At 72.2% G+C, this 17020-nt stretch carries 15 protein-coding genes; 8 read left to right on the plus strand and 7 right to left on the minus strand.

What is annotated here, in order from left to right; translation table 11 throughout:
* Positions 1–66: 66 nt before the first annotated feature.
* A complete protein-coding gene (locus tag AC0GKK_RS14485) occupies positions 67–1029 on the plus strand; it encodes a sugar-binding transcriptional regulator (RefSeq protein ID WP_489881840.1) in 963 nt (320 codons plus the stop codon).
* A gap of 22 nt (positions 1030–1051) precedes the next feature.
* On the opposite strand, the gene AC0GKK_RS14490 is transcribed toward AC0GKK_RS14485, so the two are convergent.
* On the minus strand, positions 1052–1498 hold the full coding sequence (locus tag AC0GKK_RS14490) for a winged helix-turn-helix transcriptional regulator (RefSeq protein WP_405420393.1): 447 nt from the start codon (positions 1496–1498) through the stop codon (positions 1052–1054).
* A 102-nt stretch (positions 1499–1600) separates the two neighbouring features.
* Between AC0GKK_RS14490 and AC0GKK_RS14495 the strand changes: the two genes are divergently transcribed.
* On the plus strand, positions 1601–1993 hold the full coding sequence (locus AC0GKK_RS14495) for a tautomerase family protein (protein WP_251783185.1): 393 nt from the start codon (positions 1601–1603) through the stop codon (positions 1991–1993).
* 48 nt (positions 1994–2041) lie between these two features.
* On the opposite strand, the gene AC0GKK_RS14500 is transcribed toward AC0GKK_RS14495, so the two are convergent.
* The 4 genes from AC0GKK_RS14500 to AC0GKK_RS14515 form a co-directional block, all read right to left on the minus strand.
* Positions 2042–3301, minus strand: coding sequence for an acyl-CoA dehydrogenase family protein (locus AC0GKK_RS14500; protein ID WP_489881841.1), 1260 nt, complete (start codon positions 3299–3301; stop codon positions 2042–2044).
* Between the two features lie 41 nt (positions 3302–3342).
* Positions 3343–4416: an AraC-like ligand-binding domain-containing protein gene (locus AC0GKK_RS14505; protein WP_489881842.1), complete on the minus strand. Its 1074-nt coding sequence runs from the start codon at positions 4414–4416 to the stop codon at positions 3343–3345.
* Between the two features lie 186 nt (positions 4417–4602).
* A complete protein-coding gene (locus tag AC0GKK_RS14510) occupies positions 4603–6027 on the minus strand; it encodes a serine/threonine-protein kinase (RefSeq protein ID WP_489881843.1) in 1425 nt (474 codons plus the stop codon).
* 65 nt (positions 6028–6092) lie between these two features.
* A complete protein-coding gene (locus tag AC0GKK_RS14515) occupies positions 6093–6953 on the minus strand; it encodes an endonuclease/exonuclease/phosphatase family protein (protein ID WP_405420403.1) in 861 nt (286 codons plus the stop codon).
* A gap of 144 nt (positions 6954–7097) precedes the next feature.
* On the opposite strand from AC0GKK_RS14515, the gene AC0GKK_RS14520 reads away from it, so the two are divergent.
* The 6 genes from AC0GKK_RS14520 to AC0GKK_RS14545 all read left to right on the plus strand — a co-directional run bounded on the left by AC0GKK_RS14520 (position 7098) and on the right by AC0GKK_RS14545 (position 11308).
* The gene (locus AC0GKK_RS14520) at positions 7098–7274 is read left to right on the plus strand and encodes a CsbD family protein (protein ID WP_062404020.1); all 177 of its coding nucleotides are present in this window, start codon (positions 7098–7100) and stop codon (positions 7272–7274) included.
* Between the two features lie 408 nt (positions 7275–7682).
* A complete protein-coding gene (locus tag AC0GKK_RS14525) occupies positions 7683–8063 on the plus strand; it encodes a hypothetical protein (RefSeq protein WP_489881844.1) in 381 nt (126 codons plus the stop codon).
* Positions 8060–8431 carry a DUF6907 domain-containing protein gene (locus AC0GKK_RS14530; protein WP_489881845.1) on the plus strand — a complete coding sequence of 124 codons (372 nt, stop codon included), beginning with the start codon at positions 8060–8062 and terminating at the stop codon, positions 8429–8431. The genes AC0GKK_RS14525 and AC0GKK_RS14530 overlap by 4 nt, the downstream gene beginning before the upstream one ends.
* Positions 8431–8601 (plus strand): hypothetical protein, encoded by a 171-nt coding sequence (locus AC0GKK_RS14535; RefSeq protein ID WP_489881846.1) that lies wholly within the window; start codon positions 8431–8433, stop codon positions 8599–8601. The genes AC0GKK_RS14530 and AC0GKK_RS14535 overlap by 1 nt, the downstream gene beginning before the upstream one ends.
* Positions 8598–9200, plus strand: coding sequence for a hypothetical protein (locus AC0GKK_RS14540; protein WP_489881847.1), 603 nt, complete (start codon positions 8598–8600; stop codon positions 9198–9200). Before AC0GKK_RS14535 ends, AC0GKK_RS14540 begins: the two co-directional genes overlap by 4 nt.
* Positions 9197–11308 (plus strand): cell division protein FtsK, encoded by a 2112-nt coding sequence (locus AC0GKK_RS14545; protein ID WP_489881848.1) that lies wholly within the window; start codon positions 9197–9199, stop codon positions 11306–11308. Before AC0GKK_RS14540 ends, AC0GKK_RS14545 begins: the two co-directional genes overlap by 4 nt.
* Positions 11309–11763: 455 nt before the next feature.
* Here AC0GKK_RS14545 and AC0GKK_RS14550 read toward each other — a convergent pair whose 3' ends face one another.
* Together AC0GKK_RS14550 and AC0GKK_RS14555 are read right to left on the minus strand one after the other, a co-directional pair.
* Entirely contained in the window at positions 11764–11958 is a 195-nt protein-coding gene (locus AC0GKK_RS14550) for a hypothetical protein (RefSeq protein ID WP_489881849.1), read from the minus strand.
* Positions 11959–12499: 541 nt separating this feature from the next.
* Positions 12500–16996 carry a hypothetical protein gene (locus tag AC0GKK_RS14555; RefSeq protein ID WP_489881850.1) on the minus strand — a complete coding sequence of 1499 codons (4497 nt, stop codon included), beginning with the start codon at positions 16994–16996 and terminating at the stop codon, positions 12500–12502.
* Positions 16997–17020: the final 24 nt, after the last annotated feature.

A 17020-nucleotide genomic window follows, 5' to 3' on the forward strand; every position in this document is an offset into this window, starting at 1 on the left:
TCGAGTACACGGCCGCGGGCACGGAAGGTCAACATCACCGGCCGATGCGCACGCTACGGTGCTCAGATGAGCGGTGACGACGCACCGGCCTGGGGCCCGGCCCGCCGGGTGCTCGCGGCCGAGGTGGCCGAGCAGGTACTGCTGCACGGGCGGTCCCGGATCGCGGTCGGCACCGAACTGGGGCTCAGCCGGTTCCAGGTGGCCCGGCTGCTGGACGCGGCCCGCGAGCGGGGACTGGTCCGGGTCGACATCGACCCGGGCGCGGACGTCGACGCGCGGCGCTCGTCCGCCGTCCGCGACGCCCACGGGCTGCGCCGCGCCCTGGTCGCCCGGGACGACGGCGGGGTGCCCGCGCTCGCCGCCGCGCTGCTCGCCGAGACCGTCGGCACCGGCGACGTCCTGGGCCTGGCCTGGTCCCGGACGGTCAACGACGTCGTCGGGCTCCTCCCCCGGCTCGCGCGCTGCACGGTCGTGCAGCTGTGCGGCGCCTACTCGCTGCCGTGGCGGCGCGACGGCTCGGCCACCGCGGTGTTCCGGGCCGCCGCGCTGTGCGGCGGCGACGCCTACCCGGTCTACGCGCCCCTGCTGCTGCCCGACGCCGACACCGCCCGCGCGGTGCGGGCCCAGCCGGGCGTCGCCGACGCGCTGGCCCGCTGCGCCGCACTAAACACCGCCGTCGTCGGGATCGGGGCGTGGCGGGCCGGGCACTCCACCGTGCACGACGTGCTGACCGCCCCCGAACGACGGCGGCTGGCCGCGGGCGGCGCGGTCGGCGAGGTCGTCGGGCTGCTGGTCGACCGCGCCGGCCGGGTCCTCGACAGCGGACCGGCGCACCAGCTCGTCGCCGCCGGGGAGGCGGACCTGCGCGCCGCGGGCGACGTGATCGCCCTGGTCAGGGATCCGGAGCGGGCCGACGCCACCCGCGCCGTGCTGCGCTCGGGCCTGGTCCACACCCTGGTCTGCGACGCGGCGACGGCCGACACCCTGCTCGCCCCGGGCGATGGGCGGCACCCGCCGGGCGGCGCCTGAGGTACCGGCCCCGCCGTGGTGCTCACCAGGCGTCGGGCTCGACCTCGGCGGTCATGTCCCGCCACGCCACCGGCTCGGCGCAGTGCGTGCAGGTGAGCCGGGGCTCGGCGGGGTGGCCGCAGCCGCGGTGCACCAGCCGGACCGGCGGGACGTCGACGGCGTACCGGTCGCCCCAGTTCATCAGCGCCACCAGCACCGGGTAGAGGTCGGCGCCCTTGGGCGTGAGCCGGTACTCGTGCCGGACCGGGCGCTCCTGGTAGGGCACGCGGTCGAGCACGCCCTCCTCCACCAGCACGCGCAGCCGGTCGTTGAGGACGTTGCTGCCGAGGCCGAGCTTGTCGCGGAAGTGGTCGTAGCGGCGCTCGCCGCGGAAGCACTCGCGCAGGATCATCATCGTCCACCGCTCGCCGAGGACCGCCCAGGTGCGGGCCACCGAGCAGTACGCGGCACCGAGCTCGTCGTGCTTCACGGCGCCCGATACTAGGACACGTTTCGAGTCCTACGAGCTTGCAGACCCACAGGTGCCCCGTTAACGTCGAACTCGATTCGAGTCCCACCACGGAGGTCGACGATGCCCTACTACCGTTTCACCGTGCCCACCGGGAACGCGACGCTGGCCCGCCGCGCCGAGGTCGCCGCGGCGGTGACGAGGGTCCACGGCGAGGTCACCGGTGCCCCCGCCCGCTACGTGCACTGCACCTTCACCGAGGTCCCGCCCGGCAGCGTCTTCGTGGCCGGGGAGCCGGTGGAGGGCCCGCGGATGGTCGGGCTGATCCGCGAGGGCCGCTCCCCCGAGGTCCGGGCCCGGCTGCTGCACGGGATCGCCGACGCGTGGTGCGCGGTCACCGGGGACGCGAAGTCCGACGTGGCGATCTTCCTGCACGAGGTGCCGGGCGCCAACGTGCTGGAGGACGGCGAGATCCTGCCCGAGGCCGCCGACGACCCGGTCGCCGCGCACGCCTGAGCCCGGGAGCGGGCCGGCCCCCTCGGGACGGGGGCCGGCCCGGGGCGGTCAGGTCCCGGTGGCGAGCCGGTTCTCGGCCGAGGCGAGCGGGTCGTAGCTCGGCTCCATCAGCATCTCGTGCAGGTGCCGCCGCCGGACGCCCATGTTGCCGCCGTCGTAGACGGGGAAGCAGAGGACGTCCTGCATGATCCCCGCGATCGGCGTCTCGGTCGTGTAGGCATCCACCCCGACCAGGCGCATCGCGTCGTAGACGACGTCGACCGACCGCTCCGAGGCGTAGATCTTCGTGATGTTCGCGAGCTCACGGTCCTTGCCGCCGGTCCGGTCGAAGTGGTCGGCCGCCTTCCAGGCCAGGTACCGGGTCGCCTCGATGCGGATCTTGATGTCGGCGAGCATGTACCCGGCGTTCTGGTACTCGATGACCGGGTGCGGGCCCGACCGGTTGTCGGTCCGGGCGAACTCGTAGGCGTAGTCGAAGGCTGCCCGCATCCGCCCGACGCAGGCCGCGCCGATCGGCGCACAGGTCCAGGTGAACGCGCTCTTCACGATCTCCATGCCGTCGCCGGGGCCCCCGATCATGTTCGAGAGCGGGACGCGGACGTCGCGGAACTCGACGCGCGGCGAGTTCGCGGCGCGGTGGCCGATGGTGTCGAGCATCCCGGTGATCTCCACGCCGGGCGTGCCCCGCTCGACCATGACGACCGCGAGCGACTCCTGCGGCGGCAGTGCCGGGTCCGTACGGCAGACGACCGCGATGAGGTCGGCGCCCTGGCCGTCGAAGCCCGAGGCGTTGGTGGTGTAGTGCTTGGACCCGTTGAGGACGATCTCGTCGCCCTCGATCCGGGCGAAGGTCTGCACCCCGACCTTCGGGTCCGGCGAGTCGTAGTTCGCGCCGCCGGTGACCTCGGTGTAGGCGATCGCGGCGAGCTTCGGCTCCGAACCGCAGAAGGCCGGCAGCCAGCGCTGCTTCTGCTCCTCGGTGCCGAAGTGGACGACCGGGTACAGCCCGAGGCCGGTGCCGAGGATCGCCGTGGGGGTGTTGACGTCGACGCGGGCCAGTTCCTCGACGGCCAGCACGAACTGCAGCGAGCTGAACCGGCCGCCGCCGTACTCGGCCGGGATGAGCGCCTTCACGAACCCGGCCTCGGCCATCTGCCGGTAGAACGGCTCGATGGCGTAGAACCGCTCGGCGGGCTGCGGGTGCGGTGCGATCGCCGCCTCGACGCCGGTCAGGACGGTGTCGGCGAACTGCCGGGCCTGCTCGCGCAGGGCCAGCTGCTCGGCGTCGAGGGAGAAGTCCAGTGTCATCGTCGGATACCTTCCGGTCGGGCCCCGACCGGACCGTGGGGTCAGGGACGCGACGCGATGGTCGTCGTCGCACCCCGTCCCGGGATCGAACCGGTGTGCACGGCGGCCGGTACCGGCGTGCACGGTCCGTCCGGGCCGCGGTCGCCGTACTCCGACGGCAGGCAGCCGTGGTGGGCACGGAAGACCCGGTTGAGGTGGGACAGGTCCGCGAAGCCCCAGCGGGCGGCGAGCTCGGTGAGGGTGCCGGTCCGCGCCGGACCGGTGAGCTCGCGGGTGCACCCGTCGAGGCGGAGCGCCATGACGGTGCGGGAGAAGCTGCGGTCGGTGCCCTCGTAGAGCTGGTGCACCTTGCGGACGGAGATGCCGAAGCGGGCCGCGACCGCGCCGGCCGAGGTGTCTCCGGTCCGCAGGTGGGCCGCCAGGTAGCGGTTGACCGCGGCCCGCAGGCCCGCGTCGAGCTCCGCGCGCCCGGGGTCGCGCAGCTCGTCGGTGCCGCCGGCCGCGGCGGCGAGCAGCGTGGTGAAGGCGGTGTCGGCGGCGTCCGCGCCGGCCGGGTCGAGCGCGTCGAGGCCGTTCCAGGTGGACAGCATGGTGGAGGCGACGATGCGGGCCATTCCGGGCGCGGCGCCGTCGTGGGTCGTCGCGGTGGCGCCGTCGAGGTCGGCCACCAGCGGCAGCAGCCGGGCGCGCGGCACCCGGAACGAGACGCAGCGCCATTCCTCGCTCCGGTCGTCGGCGACGAAGTCCAGCGCGTACTCGCGGGTGGTGTCGAACAACGCGAAGCCGCCCGGTCCGACGACACAGCGGCGCCCGGCCTGGGTCCCCACGCAGTGGCCGCTGATCTGCAGGTTCACGAACACGTGGTCGGTGACGGTGCGCCGCACCTCGGCCGCGCCGTGGGTGATGAGCTGCGTCGCCGACGACACCTCGGCGCAGTTGGTGGCGGTGAGCCTGCTGGAGCGCACCCAGCTGCGGATCTCGCGCGCGTGGGCCCGGCCGGTCCGCCGCGCGCCGGGCAGCTCCGCGGCGAGCGGGGTGAACGCCTCGCAGATCACCTCGCGCCAGTAGCTGAACTGCTCACCGGCCGGGCGGTCCTCAGTGGTCCAGTAGCGCACTCGGGGCCTCCTCGACAGCTCGCATCGGCTCCGCCGGCGTCGGCGCCGTGAGCCAGGACACTATCCCGCAGCCGCCTCGGAACCCAGGTCCCGTCGGGGGTGCGCGGGGTGAGCGCGGAGCATGACCGCTCCGGGGCACATCGGTGTTTCCGCCGGTGAACTCCGGGTCACGACCCGGCTCGCGGGTCAGCAGGGCCGCGGACCCGCCGATCCGACCGGGCCGGTGACCGGGCGCAGGTAGGCGTCGCCGCCGGCCCGGGCCAGCGCCGCGCAGGCGTCGCCTCGGTCGGCGAACGGTCCCAGGTAGGAGACGTAGATCGGGTTGCCCGCGTCGGTCCGGGACCGGAAGGGGACGCAGCTGCCGTCGGCGAGCAGGTAGTTCGCGCCGGGGTGGGCGCGCAGGTGCTCGGACACGTCCTCGCGGTAGCGCGCGGGGTCGACGGCCGCGCCGACGACGACCAGGTCCGCCGGCGCCGCGCAGGACACCGGTGCGAGCGAGCGGCCGAGGCCCAGGTCGGCGGCGGGCAGGGTGGTCGTGGCCTCGGCGGGCTGCACCGGTCCGGTCGTCGCCGTGGCACCCTGCCCGGCGGGCGGCGCGCCGGACGGAACGGTCAGCAGCGCCCAGGTCGCGCCGAGCGCGACCACCGCCCCCGCAAGGCAGGCGCCGACCAGGACCGGCAACCGCCGCCCGCCGCCACGGGGCGCGAGATCGGTCCCGGGGAGGACGGGGGCGGTCGCCCGGAGGGTCGGGTCCGACACGGGACGGTCCCCGGCGAGGGCGTCGACCGCGGCCGCGAGTGCACCGGCCGTCGGGAACCGGTCGGCGGGGTCCTTCGCCATCCCGCGGGCGACGACGTCGTCCCAGCCGGGGGCGAGGCCGGGCCGGCGCCCGGTCACCCGGGGCGGCGGGGCCATCAGGTGCGCGGTGAGCACGGCGGCCGGGTCCGCCTCCGGGAACGGCGTGCGTCCGGTCAGCATCTCGACGAGCACGCAGGTCAGGGAGTAGACGTCGGCACGCCCGTCGACCGGCGTGCGGCCCGCGAGCCGCTCCGGGGCGAGGTAGGCGAGCGTGCCGACGGTGGCGCCGGTCTCGGTGAGCGCGGTGTCCGGGTCCGGGCCGACCGCGCGGGCGATGCCGAAGTCGGTGAGCGCGGTGAAGTCGTCCCGGTCCTCGACGACGAGCAGGTTCGCCGGTTTGACGTCCCGGTGCACCAGGCCCGCCGCGTGCGCGGCGTCGAGGGCGTGCGCGGCCTGGCGGACGATCCGGGCGGCCCGGCGGGGCTCCAGCGGCGCGCGCCGGGCGAGGACACGAGCCAGGTCCTCGCCGTCGACCAGGCGCATCGAGAGGTAGAGCCGGCCGTCGACCTCACCGAACCCGTGGACCGGCACGACGTGCGGGTCGCGCAGCTCGAACGCGGCGCGGGCCTCCCGCCGGAACCGTTCCACGACGACCGGGTCCCCGGCGAGACGGGCGGGCAGCACCTTCAGCGCGACCTCGCCGCCGTGGCGGCGGTCGTGGGCCCGCAGCACGACCCCCATCCCCCCGGCCCCGAGCCGTCCCCGGATCTCGAAGTCGCCCAGCACCGCACCGACGGCCAGGTCCTCGTCCATGACCCCACCCCTCCCGCGTCGTGTGACCGTTCTACCGGCCGGCGGGGTCCCGTCGATCCGCAGCGCTACGCAGATCCGGCCTCGGGGCGCACCGCGACCAGCAGCGCCGGATGGTCGGTGGTGCCGCCCAGGTCGATCACCCGGGTCCGTGCCGCGGCAGCCGCGGGGATGACGACGACGTGCTGGACCCCGTCGTCGGCGGCCGGTGCCGACCCCGGGGGCAGACAGGACCGCAGGTCGGGGTCGTCGGCCGCCCCCAGGTTGAGGTCGGCCCCCACGACGACCGGTCCGGCGTCGGCGCGGGACCGCAGGCCCGCGACGACGGTGTCGAACAGGTACCCGCACTGGGCACGGGTGACGGCGCGGTCGGTGTAGGCCAGGTGCGAGGTGCAGACCCCGAGCCGGCCACCCGTGGTCGTCGTGTCCAGGCAGAGCCAGGCACGCTCCTCGGGGTCACGCGGGTCCTGCGCCGGGTGGATCCCGGCACTCGCGACGCTCGACGGGGCACGCGAGACCACGCCGATGCCGTACTCGTCACCGTTCGCGCAGCGGTACGGCGCGCCGGTGTCGCGCTCGCGGGCAGGCTGGAACGCCGAGGACGTCGACGACCCCGGCGCGGCCCCGGCGAGCGCCCGCTCGATCCGCTCGACGCCCGCGCGGCACACCTCGTTGAGGGTGACCGCGTCCGGCACCTCGGTCCGCACGAGATCGGCCGCGGCCTCGACGGCTCGCCCGGTGTAGCAACCGGCGATCCCGCTGTCGCACAGGTTCATCTGGACGACCGTCACCTCCGGGGTGTCCGGCGGGCCGGGCGACGCGGGAGCCGCGGCCCCGGGCGCGCAGGCGACCAGGAGCGGGAGCGCACCGGCGACGCCCGCCATCCGCAGGCGACGGGACCACGCAGCGGGGGAACGGCGGCCGGGCACTCCTGCATGATCCGCCTGAACCGGACGAACCGCACACGGACCCGCAGTTTCCCGCGCCCGCGGCGTGGTATCCGGTCCCACGCCGTGCGCGACACCCCCGCGGTGGCGCAGGACAGCGGTGACGACCGAGCCGAGGAGGCACCCATGGGAGCGGACGACAAGGTCGACAACAAGACCGAGGAACTCGCCGGCAAGGCCAAGGAGACCGTCGGCAAGGTCACCGACGACAAGGAGCTCGAGGCCCAGGGCCAGGGTGACCAGGCGAAGAGCAACCTGAAGCAGGCCGGCGAGAAGGTCAAGGACGCGTTCACGAAGGACTGACCCGGCTCCCGCCGGCACGACGCCTCGGCCCCGGTCACGACGTGGCCGGGGCCGAGAGTCGTGAGTGCGAGTCGGCCGATCCGGACACGAGAACGGCCCCGACCATAGGTGCTGGTCGGGGCCGGATCCTGATGTGTGCGCCCGAAGGGATTCGAACCCCTAACCTTCTGATCCGTAGATATGACAAGTCCGTCCGGGCGCGTAAGCGCCAGGCATTCCCTCGCAGGTCAGGGCCGGTCTACGGTCGTTTCTGGTTTGCCCGCGTCCAGGCGTGTTGGTCGCAGTCTGCGACCACGTGGAGACCACGCGGGCCTCCTCCTCGGCTGATCAATCTCAGCCTCAACAGACGCCCCCGGGCGGCGCGCTAACGCCGGCCCCGGGGACTTGAACAGCCCGAGGAGCTGTCCCGTGAAGACCGTACTGAACGACACCCCTGTTCCCGCCCATGACCACGCCGCGTGGTGCCGAGCCCACACCGACGGCGGTAGGTGGGACCAGTACTGCGCCACCGAGCCTGCGCTGCTGGAACCGGCCGCCGGCGCCGCGTGTGACCCGATGACCACCTACCTGTTCCTGCACCAGCCGATGAGCCGCGACCACCACGGCACCGAGTGGGTGGTGGACGCCCCTCAGATCGTCGTCGGGGTCGCCGAGACCCTGACCGAGGCGGGTGACCGGCCGGTGTTCGCCGAGTCCGTCCTGACCCCTGCCGAGGCAAGGCAGGCCGCTGCGGAGCTGCTGAACCTCGCCGATCTCGCCGAGACGGCCACGGGGCGGTGCGCGCGATGAGCATCCCCATCTTCGACCCGGCCGACGTCGCGCTGCTGGCCGCCGAACTGCGTTGCCCTTCCTGGTGCATCGCCGACCCGAACCACGGGATCACCGTCGACGACATCCAGACGGCCGGCGGGATCTACCGGCACCACCGTGGCGTGGAGATCCTGGCGGTCGAGCGCCCGAAGTTCTCTCAGCATCCGGTCACGGTGCAGGTGGAGCAGTACGTCGACTTGGATCCGGCCGATGGGATCACGGTCGACGAGCCGGTGGTGTGCGTCCGCGGGGCCGGCGGGGCTGAGCCCGGTCTGACCGTCGCGGAGGCTGCCGCGTTGGCCCGGGCGGTCACCGTGGCCGTGACGGCGCTGGGCGGTGAGGTGTGATGCCGCGCCGCGCGTGGTTCCTGGCCGTCCTCGCTTACCTCGTGTCCGTGCTGGCCGTGGTGCAGGTGCAAACGGCGTCGATGCTGATCCTGCTGGCCGGGGCCGCGGTCATGGCCGTGGGCGCCTACGCGGTGACTCGCCGGGAGCGGATCGTGGGTGGTCGGCGGTGAAGCGGATCGTGCAGACCGTCCTGGTGCTGGCTGCGATCGGCTGCGCTCTGGTCCTCTCGGGTACCGCGACGGTGGCGCTGGCCGCGGCGGTGGACGTGCCCGGGTGGGCGCACCCCGCCGCGGTGGGCATCGTGGAGGTCGTCGCGGTGACGGGTACGTGGTTGTGGGTGACCGAGCCGCGGTTGCGGTGGGAGGCCGCGACGGCGGTGGTGCTGGCGTCGGCGGTGTCCGGGTATGCCGGGGTGCACGCCTACGGCGCGTTCGGGTTGGTGGGTCCGGTCGGTGCGATCGTGACGACCCACCTCGTCGCGAGGGCGTGGATCGTGCCGGCAACCACCGGGCAGGGGCCGGTGGTCGACGAGGGTGCGGACACTGTCCGCACCCCTCACCCGGATGGAGTCCGGACTGTTCCGGAGCTGGACCAGGCAGAGCCCGGTGCAGATGACGACCGGCGTCAGCCGCCGGTCGTGGACCGGGCCGAGGCGTTGATCGCAGACGGTGCGGGCAGGCGCCGGTTGGCGAAGGAACTCGACATAACCGAGCACCAGGCGCGGGAGCTGCTCGCCGGGCGCCGCAACGGTCAGGTGGTGGGGTCGTGAGCGACGACATCGAGCTGGTGCCCGTCGACCAGGGCCCGGAACCGAAGACCATCTACGGCACCGCTCTGACCGTCCGCGACACCGAACGCCGCCCGATCGTTCCCGCCTACCTGCGGAACCGGGACGAGGCCCGTCAGCTCGCCCGGTGGCTCGCCCGGTTCGGCGCCCACGTCACCCTCTACCACCTGACCCGGTCCCCGAAGTACGCGCTACGCCTGGCGTGGTGGGCGCCGCGCGGACTGATGCTGCTGCTGTTCCACGCCGGACAGTGGGTGTTCGACGCCGAGGCCGCCCCCCTGCGGGCGAACGCCGTCACCCGCGGCGAAATCCACGAGTACATGACCCTGTCCAAGCAGCGGAACCGGCGGGTGAAGCAACGGGCCATCATCACCGGTGCCGTGGTGTCGGCGCTGGTCACCGTCATGGTGCTGCTGTGGTGGGCGGGTTCTCCCGCCACGGTCGAAGTACCGGGCGCGGGTGGGCGCCCGGTACAGGTGCTGCAGCCCGCACCCGTGTGGATCGGGTGGGCACAGACGGTGCTGCTCGTCGGGATCGTCGCCGCCCTCGGCCGGTACGGGCGCCCGCGGGACAAGCGGGTCACCGACCCCGCCACCGTCACCCCGTCCGCCCCGCCCCGCCTCACACCGGACGTGGTCACCCGGGCGCTGCAGGCCCTCGGGATCTCGGCCATGAGCACCGGGCCGAAGGCGCAGGCACCCGCGTTCGTCGCCCCCATCACCCGCGACGGACCCGGGTGGCGGGCCGATGTGGACCTGCCCCACGGCGTCACCGTCGCCGACGTCATGGAACGACGCGACCGGCTCGCCTCCGGTCTGCGGCGGCCGTTGTCGTCGGTGTGGCCCGAAGCCGCCGCCGAGCAGCACGCCGGCCGCCTGATCCTGTGGGTCGGAGACCAGCCACTGAACAAGGTCAAGGCCGCCGCGTGGCCGCTCGCTCGCGCTGGGGGCGTGCAGATCGTGGGCGGGGTGTTCCCGTTCGGCACCGACCAGCGGCAGCGGACCGTGAAGGTCAGCCTCGAGGAGACCAACGCGCTCATCGGTGCCCTGCCCGGCGGAGGGAAGACCGCCGCGGTCCGAGTCCTGGCGCTGGCGGCAGCGCTGGACGTGCACTGCGAACTCCGCATTGGCGAGCACAAGGGCTCCGGTGACCTGGAGGCGTTGGAGCTGGTCGCGTACCGGTACTCCTCCGGTGTCGACGACGAAGCGCTCGCCGAGACCCTCGCCTCGCTCCGGGAACTGCTCGAGGAGGTCGGCCGCCGCGCGAAGGTCGTGTCGAAGCTGCCCCGCAACCTGGTCCCCGACAAGAAGGTCACCCCGGAGTTGGCAGCGAAGAAGGGGTCCGGGCTGCACCCGATCGTGCAGGTCATCGACGAGGCCCAGGAGCTGTTCACCCACCCCGACATGGGCAAGGAAGCCGGGGAGCTCGCCGAGCGGATCATCAAACGCGGCCGGGCGTTCGCCGTGTACCTGGTCATCGCCACCCAGCGGCCGGACGCCAAGTCCGTCCCGACCGGGGTGTCCGGCAACGTCGGGCTGAGGTTCTGCCTGCGGGTCACCGGACAGATCGAGAACGACCTGGTCCTCGGCACCAGCGCCTACAAGAACGGTGTCCGGGCGACGACGTTCACCCCGTCGGATCGCGGGATCGGCTACTTGGTCGGTGCTGGTGACGAGCCGCAGGTAGTCCGGACGTTCTACCTCGACGGCCCGGCGGCGCAGAAGGTCGCCGAGAGGGCCCGGGCGGCGCGGGAGGCGGCGGGCACGATCACCGGTTACGCGGCCGGGCACCGGGAGGAGACCTTGACCCCGGCGGCGCAGCTGCTCGACGACCTGGCCGTCATCTTCGCGACCATCACCGACAAGCGAGTGTGGTCGGAGACGGTCCTGGCGAAGCTCGCCGAGTACGCCCCGTCCCGGTACGCGGACTGGACCCCGGAGACCCTCGCCGCCGCGCTCAAGCCGCTCGGGATCTCCACCGGGCAGGTGTGGGGCAAGACCTCCGCCGGGGATGGCGCGAACCGTCGCGGGGTGACCCGCGCGGACGTACTCGCCGCGATCGAGAACACCCACCGCAAGATCACCGCCTAGCGGCACGGCCCGCTAGACCTAGCACCCCCGCTAGCGACCGATCATGGTCCTGACCTGGGAACTAGCGTCTAGCGGGCCGCCGCCGGGTCCACCCGAAGCTGCCCTGGAGGCGTCGTGGAACCCCTGCTCCTGCTCGTGCTAGCCATGTCGATCGTCTACCTCGGGGCGTGCGCGTTCTGGCCGTTCGCGGCCTGCCGACGCTGCTCCGGAACCGCCAAACTCCGGTCCCCGACGGGGAAGGCGTGGCGCCCGTGCCCGCGCTGCGGGGGTACCGGAAGACGGGTGAGGGTCGGCCGGCGCGTCTACGAGGCTCTGAGCGGCCCCTGAGTGCGCGCGAGAGGCGAACAGAGCCGCCAGGGCAGCGTCCTGGTCCGCGGTGAGCGGCGGGGCGACGGCAGCTATTCGTCCCGCCGCCGCTACGGCGTCCTCACCGGACACGATGACCAACTCAACGGTCAGGAGATCAACTCGGCAAGGTGTTCCGAGCCGACCTCGAACTTCACGACCGGCGCATCGTCGTAGAGCTTGATCCAAAGCCGACTCCACGTGGATCCGTCATCGCGGACGTAGTGCGAAACCCGGGCCAGTCGCCCTCGGACCACCCACTTGCTGTCCGGACTCCGGACGTTGATCAGCTTGCCCAGCTCCACCGAAGTCAGATCCCCAACCACCACAACCGTCCGTCGCCGACGAGAAGCCGAGCGTTACGACGCCTGGGCGGGATGCTTCGGAACGTACTCCCCGACGTGATCGGCGCAGTAAAAGCGCCTTGAGCCCGCCGGAACCGGCACACCACACCGCCGGCACACCCGCGACGACACCCGATGCGGCAGAGCATCCCGACAGGAATCGCAGCGCAACCGAGCACGACCGCGGCCCGGCCGCTGCACCAGCTCCACGCCACATCCCAAGCAACCAGCCACGTTAGCCTCCTGACCTGCGATTTTGCGGTGTCCCCCCGTGCCCCGGGGAGAGATTCAAAGTTTCACTGCGGGGTCCCCTGGGGGCGGTTTGGCGTGATCTTGACCCCCCTCCTGACCTGCGGAAACGCAGCCGCGCTCCGCGTTTCCGCAGGTCAGAGGCATGTTGCCTGGGCGCCCAGGCGAGTAGGGGGGTCGCGATCACGTCATCGGCCGGTGAGGCGGACCCCGCAGTCGAAGTCTCGTCTCTCCCCACTGTCGAGAGCTGGGGTCATCGGGGTGCTCCGAACAGGCCGAGGCTGCTCTGGGTACGGCAGAGGCGGGCGACCTCGGCTGCTGTGTCGCGTGGTGTGCCGCCGGCTGCGATGTGCTGGTTGAGGATCAGGTCGCCTCGTGCGTGCGCGTTGAGCGCTGCGGTCTGGGCGGTGATGGCTGCGGTGAGTGCGGTGGTCTGTGCTCCGATGGCTGCGACGATCGACGCTGCCTGGCTGGTGGCGGCAACGGTGGCGCCGGTGCTGGCTGCTGCTGCGGTGGTGGAGGTGCGGGACACCTGCCGCACCTGCGGCGGCTGCTGCACGACCTGCTTCAGCTGCGGCGCGGACGCACGGCGGATGTAGTCCTCGAGGAACCGTTTCCCGTTGGCGTAGCTGTAGCCGGCCCGCTTCATCTCGTTGAACAGGGCGTCGTTGTACTGGCCGACGTAGGCGGGGGCGCCCTTCCATGTCCAGTCCTCGAACATCTGCCCGCGGGCGTTCATCCGGCCGAGGATCGCGCGGGCAGCGGACAGCATCCCGCCGTTCGCCATCCCGATCGCATTGAGCGGAACGATCGCCTGACCCATCTCCTGTGCGGTGCGCCGCAGGATCGACATCGACCTGCGCGACCGGTTCACCGGGATGAACGCCTCGTCGCCGCGCATCCGATCCCCGATCAGACGTGGCTGGCGGGCAGGGACGACTTCTGCCCGTGCCGGCGACATGGGCCGGAAACCGCCCTGCGCGTACGCGGCGGGGGCGGCGTATCCACCCATCGCCCGGGTAGTGAGCCCGGCACCTGGCCGGAATGGGCGGTCGTTGTAGCGGACGTTGACGGTGTGGGTCGAGCTCGTGGGACGCTGCAGTGCGGCGATCGCGTTGCGCGCGGCGGCGTCGTTCGCGTTGACGGTGATCGTGCCGGTGGAACCGTCGGCGTAACGAACGGTGTAGCTGATCTTCCCGGTGGCGGGGTTGTTGTTCGCGTCCAACGTCATCGTCGCGATCGTGCGGTTACCGATCGCGGCAGTGGTGCTGATCTTCCCGGTCGCCGGGTCGCTGTTGGCGAGGTACGTCATCGTCGCCGACGAGCCGTTACCTATCCCGACTGTCGTCTGGATAGTGCCCTGTGCGGGGCTGCCATCGGCCTTGAACAGCATCGTGGCGGTCGCCGAGTTCCCGGCGGCGACGGTTTCGGCGAGGCGGGCTCGGGCCTCGTCGGTGTTCGCGAAGATCCGGAAGGTCCCGTCCGGGAGCTGTTCGACCTGGAAGCCCATGTCGGTGAGCTTCGCTTTGGCCTCGTCGGTGAGGGCCTGGACCTTTACGTCCTTACCTGCGGGGACAGCAGCGATCTGCGCATTGAGCGTGACGAGTTCGGCAGCGACACCGGTCGCGTTGGTGCGGATCTGCGTCTCGACCGCGGACGGGATGAGACCAAGCTGGTTGGCGAGCTCGGCTGCCTGCGGCGCGGCCATGCCGGCTGCGGTCGCGGAGTCGATGAACTGCTGACGAAGGGCAGCCATCTTGTCGCGGGCTTGGATCGCGCCCTGCTCGACACCGGATACCGCGGTGGTGGATCGGCCGACGTCGAGCGCCATCGTGGTGGCGCTGGCGCCGACTTGCTGGAGGCCGGCGGCCATCTCCGTCGTGGCTGGGGTTCCGGCGGCGAGCGCCGCGAACACCCGGAGTCCTTCGTTGCCGAGCGCCTTGAGCCCGTCGGTGAACCCGGCGGTGGCTTCTCGGACCTGATCCGCCTGGGTCTTCGCCTCGGCGTACCGACCGATCGCCTCTCCGAGGCGGGAGGCGACCTCACCGGAGGCTCCACCGGTGCGAATGAGGGTGTCGACCAGCTCGGAGTTGGCGCGCTCGTTCTCCGTGATCCCAGCCGCGGAGTATCGGGCGGCGTCTCGCAGCCGGTTCTGGGCGTCGACGTTGCCGTTCGCTGCGGCGACGACGTCCTGCAGCGACACCCCCCACGACTGGACCTGCGCGGCGTTCTCTCGCCAGGCTGGGGACTGCTCGATCGCCTTCTGGGTGACCTGGTTGAGCTGTTCGGCGAGCTGCTGCTGCGCGGGGATCGAGCCGGTGGTGGCATCCACCCACGTCTGAGACGAGATCCCCAGCTGGTCCAGCGCGGTCGCGAGTGACGTGGTTCCGTCGGCGAGCTTGACCTGCGTGAGCTCTTGGGCCTTGATCTCGCGGGTGGCTGCGGTGGCGGCGCCGGTGACCTTGTCGAAGCTGCCTGCGAGCTCGTCGACCTTGGCCTTGTTGGCCTCGGCGGCGCGGGCTGCTTCGGCGTTGCGGTCGGCCCAGATCTGCAGCGCGATGCCGGCGGCGGCGAGCCCGATACCGAGGACACCGCCGGCGCCGAGGGACCGGCCCAACGTGCTGATCGCACCCAGGGCGCCACCACCGGAGGCCTGCCGACCCATCTGGCCGATCGCGTCGCCGAAGGCGCGGACACGTCCGGCGATGGCCTGGACCCCGTCGACGACCTTGGCTGCGGCCCAGAACGCGCCGAACGCGATCGCTGCGGAGGTGAGGACGGGGGCGAGCGCGGCGACGACGTCGAGGAGACCGGAGATCAGCGGGGCGAGCCCGGACAGCGACGAGATGAGCGGGGCGACTTGCTGCGCGATCGCGGAGAACGCTGCCCCGGCGGACTGCAGGACCCCGGCGTCGGCGAGCGCCCGCACGACGTCACCGACGGCCTGGACGAGCGCTTCGATCCCGGGCAGCGCGGCCTGAACCCCTGCCTGGATGTCGCGGAACAGGCTGACCAGCGCAGACTGCCCCTGCGCGCTGTTGGTCAGCTCCGACATCTTCGCGGTGACCTGGTCGAGCGTGGACAGGAAGTCCGCGCCGGAGTCGCGGGAGGCCTTGAAGACGCCGCCGAGGGTGGAGCCGACGTTCCCGGCGATCGAACCGAGCTGGCCGAGGGCGTCGACACCGCCGCGGATCCAGTCCTCCAGCTCACCGGTGGCGCGGGCCTGGGAGATGAAGTCGGCGAACCGCTGTGCTGCGTCCCCGGCGCCGGCGGAGAGGTCCTTGAGGACGGATGCGCCGACGGTGCCGAGGTCGACGAACACCGAGGTCAGCGGCGCCATCGTCTGCGCGGTGAGGTTTTCGACGGTGTTGGCGAGGTCGTCGAACATCGTGCGGACCGAGTCGACGGTGGATGCTTGCTCGAGGAACGCCGCCGCGCGGGTCGCACCGAAGTTGAAGCCCTCTGCGACCTGGGCCATGGCGTCGGACAGGACCGGCAGGTAGGTGGTGCCGAGCCGGTCGATTTCGTCGGCGAATCCCTCGAAGAGTTCGGATTGGACCCGGTTGGCGAGGGTGTCCCAGATCGGCCCCAGGTCGCGGAGGGCCTGGGCGGCTTGGCGTGCGGGTGGGGCGAGTTTCGCCAGCGCCTCGGCGGCCTTCTCGCCGTCCGCTGAGACGGCGTCGCCGAAGTTGTTGAACCCGACGGCGAGGGTGCCGATGGCGGCTGCTGCGGCGCCTCCGGCGGCGGGGACGAGCAGGAGTGCACCGGATGCGGTGACTGCGGCGGCGCCGAGCGCGGCGATCTGTGGGGCTGCGGCGACGATTGCCGCCGGCAACGCCAGACTCGACATCGCTCGCCCGAGCGCGGCGAACTGGATCACCGAGTCGGCGAGGGACTTGTCGACGTCGACCTTGACTCGGGCGGTGCGGCCGTCGAGGGCGTCGACCTCGGCATCCACCACCTTGAGCGCGGCGATCGCTGCGGCGGCGTCGGTCTGGACGCGGATGTCCGGGGAGGACGCGGCGAGCCGATCCAGCTCGCCCTTGATCTCGCGGATGCGGGTTTCGGCTGTGGCGGCGTCGATGTCGACGCCGATCTCGGCGGACTGCAGGGCCTGCAGCTCGACGCGGAGCCGCGCGATGTCGCGGTCAGCATCCGAGGAATCGGCGGTGATCTCAAGTTCGGGGAGCGTCTTGACCGCGGCGTCGAGGCGGCGGCGGAGATCGGTGGCGAACGCCCCGACCTGCTTCTCGGCGCCCTTGGTGTCGACGTCGAGCTTGATCGCGTCCAGCTTCACCGAAGATAAGGCTTTGACCGCGGCGAGGGTGTCGGCCTTGACCTTGATGTCGACGGACTCGGAGTTGAGCCGGGCGAGGCGCGCGGTCAGTTCGCGGAGCCTGGCCTCAGCGGCGCCGGCGTCGATGTCGACGCCGATTTCCTTGTCGCGGAGCTCCTTCAGGTCCTTCTTGACCTGCGCGATCTCCCGGTCCGCGTCTGAGGAGTCCGCGGTGATCTCGACGTCGGGGAGGTTCTTGACCGCCGTGTCGATCTTCTTGCGGAGGTTCTTCGCGAACCGTTCGATCTTCTCTTCGGCGCGCTTGGTGTCGACGTCGACCTTCGGCTCGACCTTCTTACGGCCGAGCTCGTCCAGCTCATCGGACAGGTCCTCGACCTTGTCCGCGACCTTCGCGAAAACCCGCGATGCCTGGTCACGGGCGAGGATGTCGAAGGTCAGCGCCTCCTGAGACATCTGGTACTCGATTTCCCCGAGAGA

Source organism: Pseudonocardia sp. P-1, assembly GCF_058111925.1.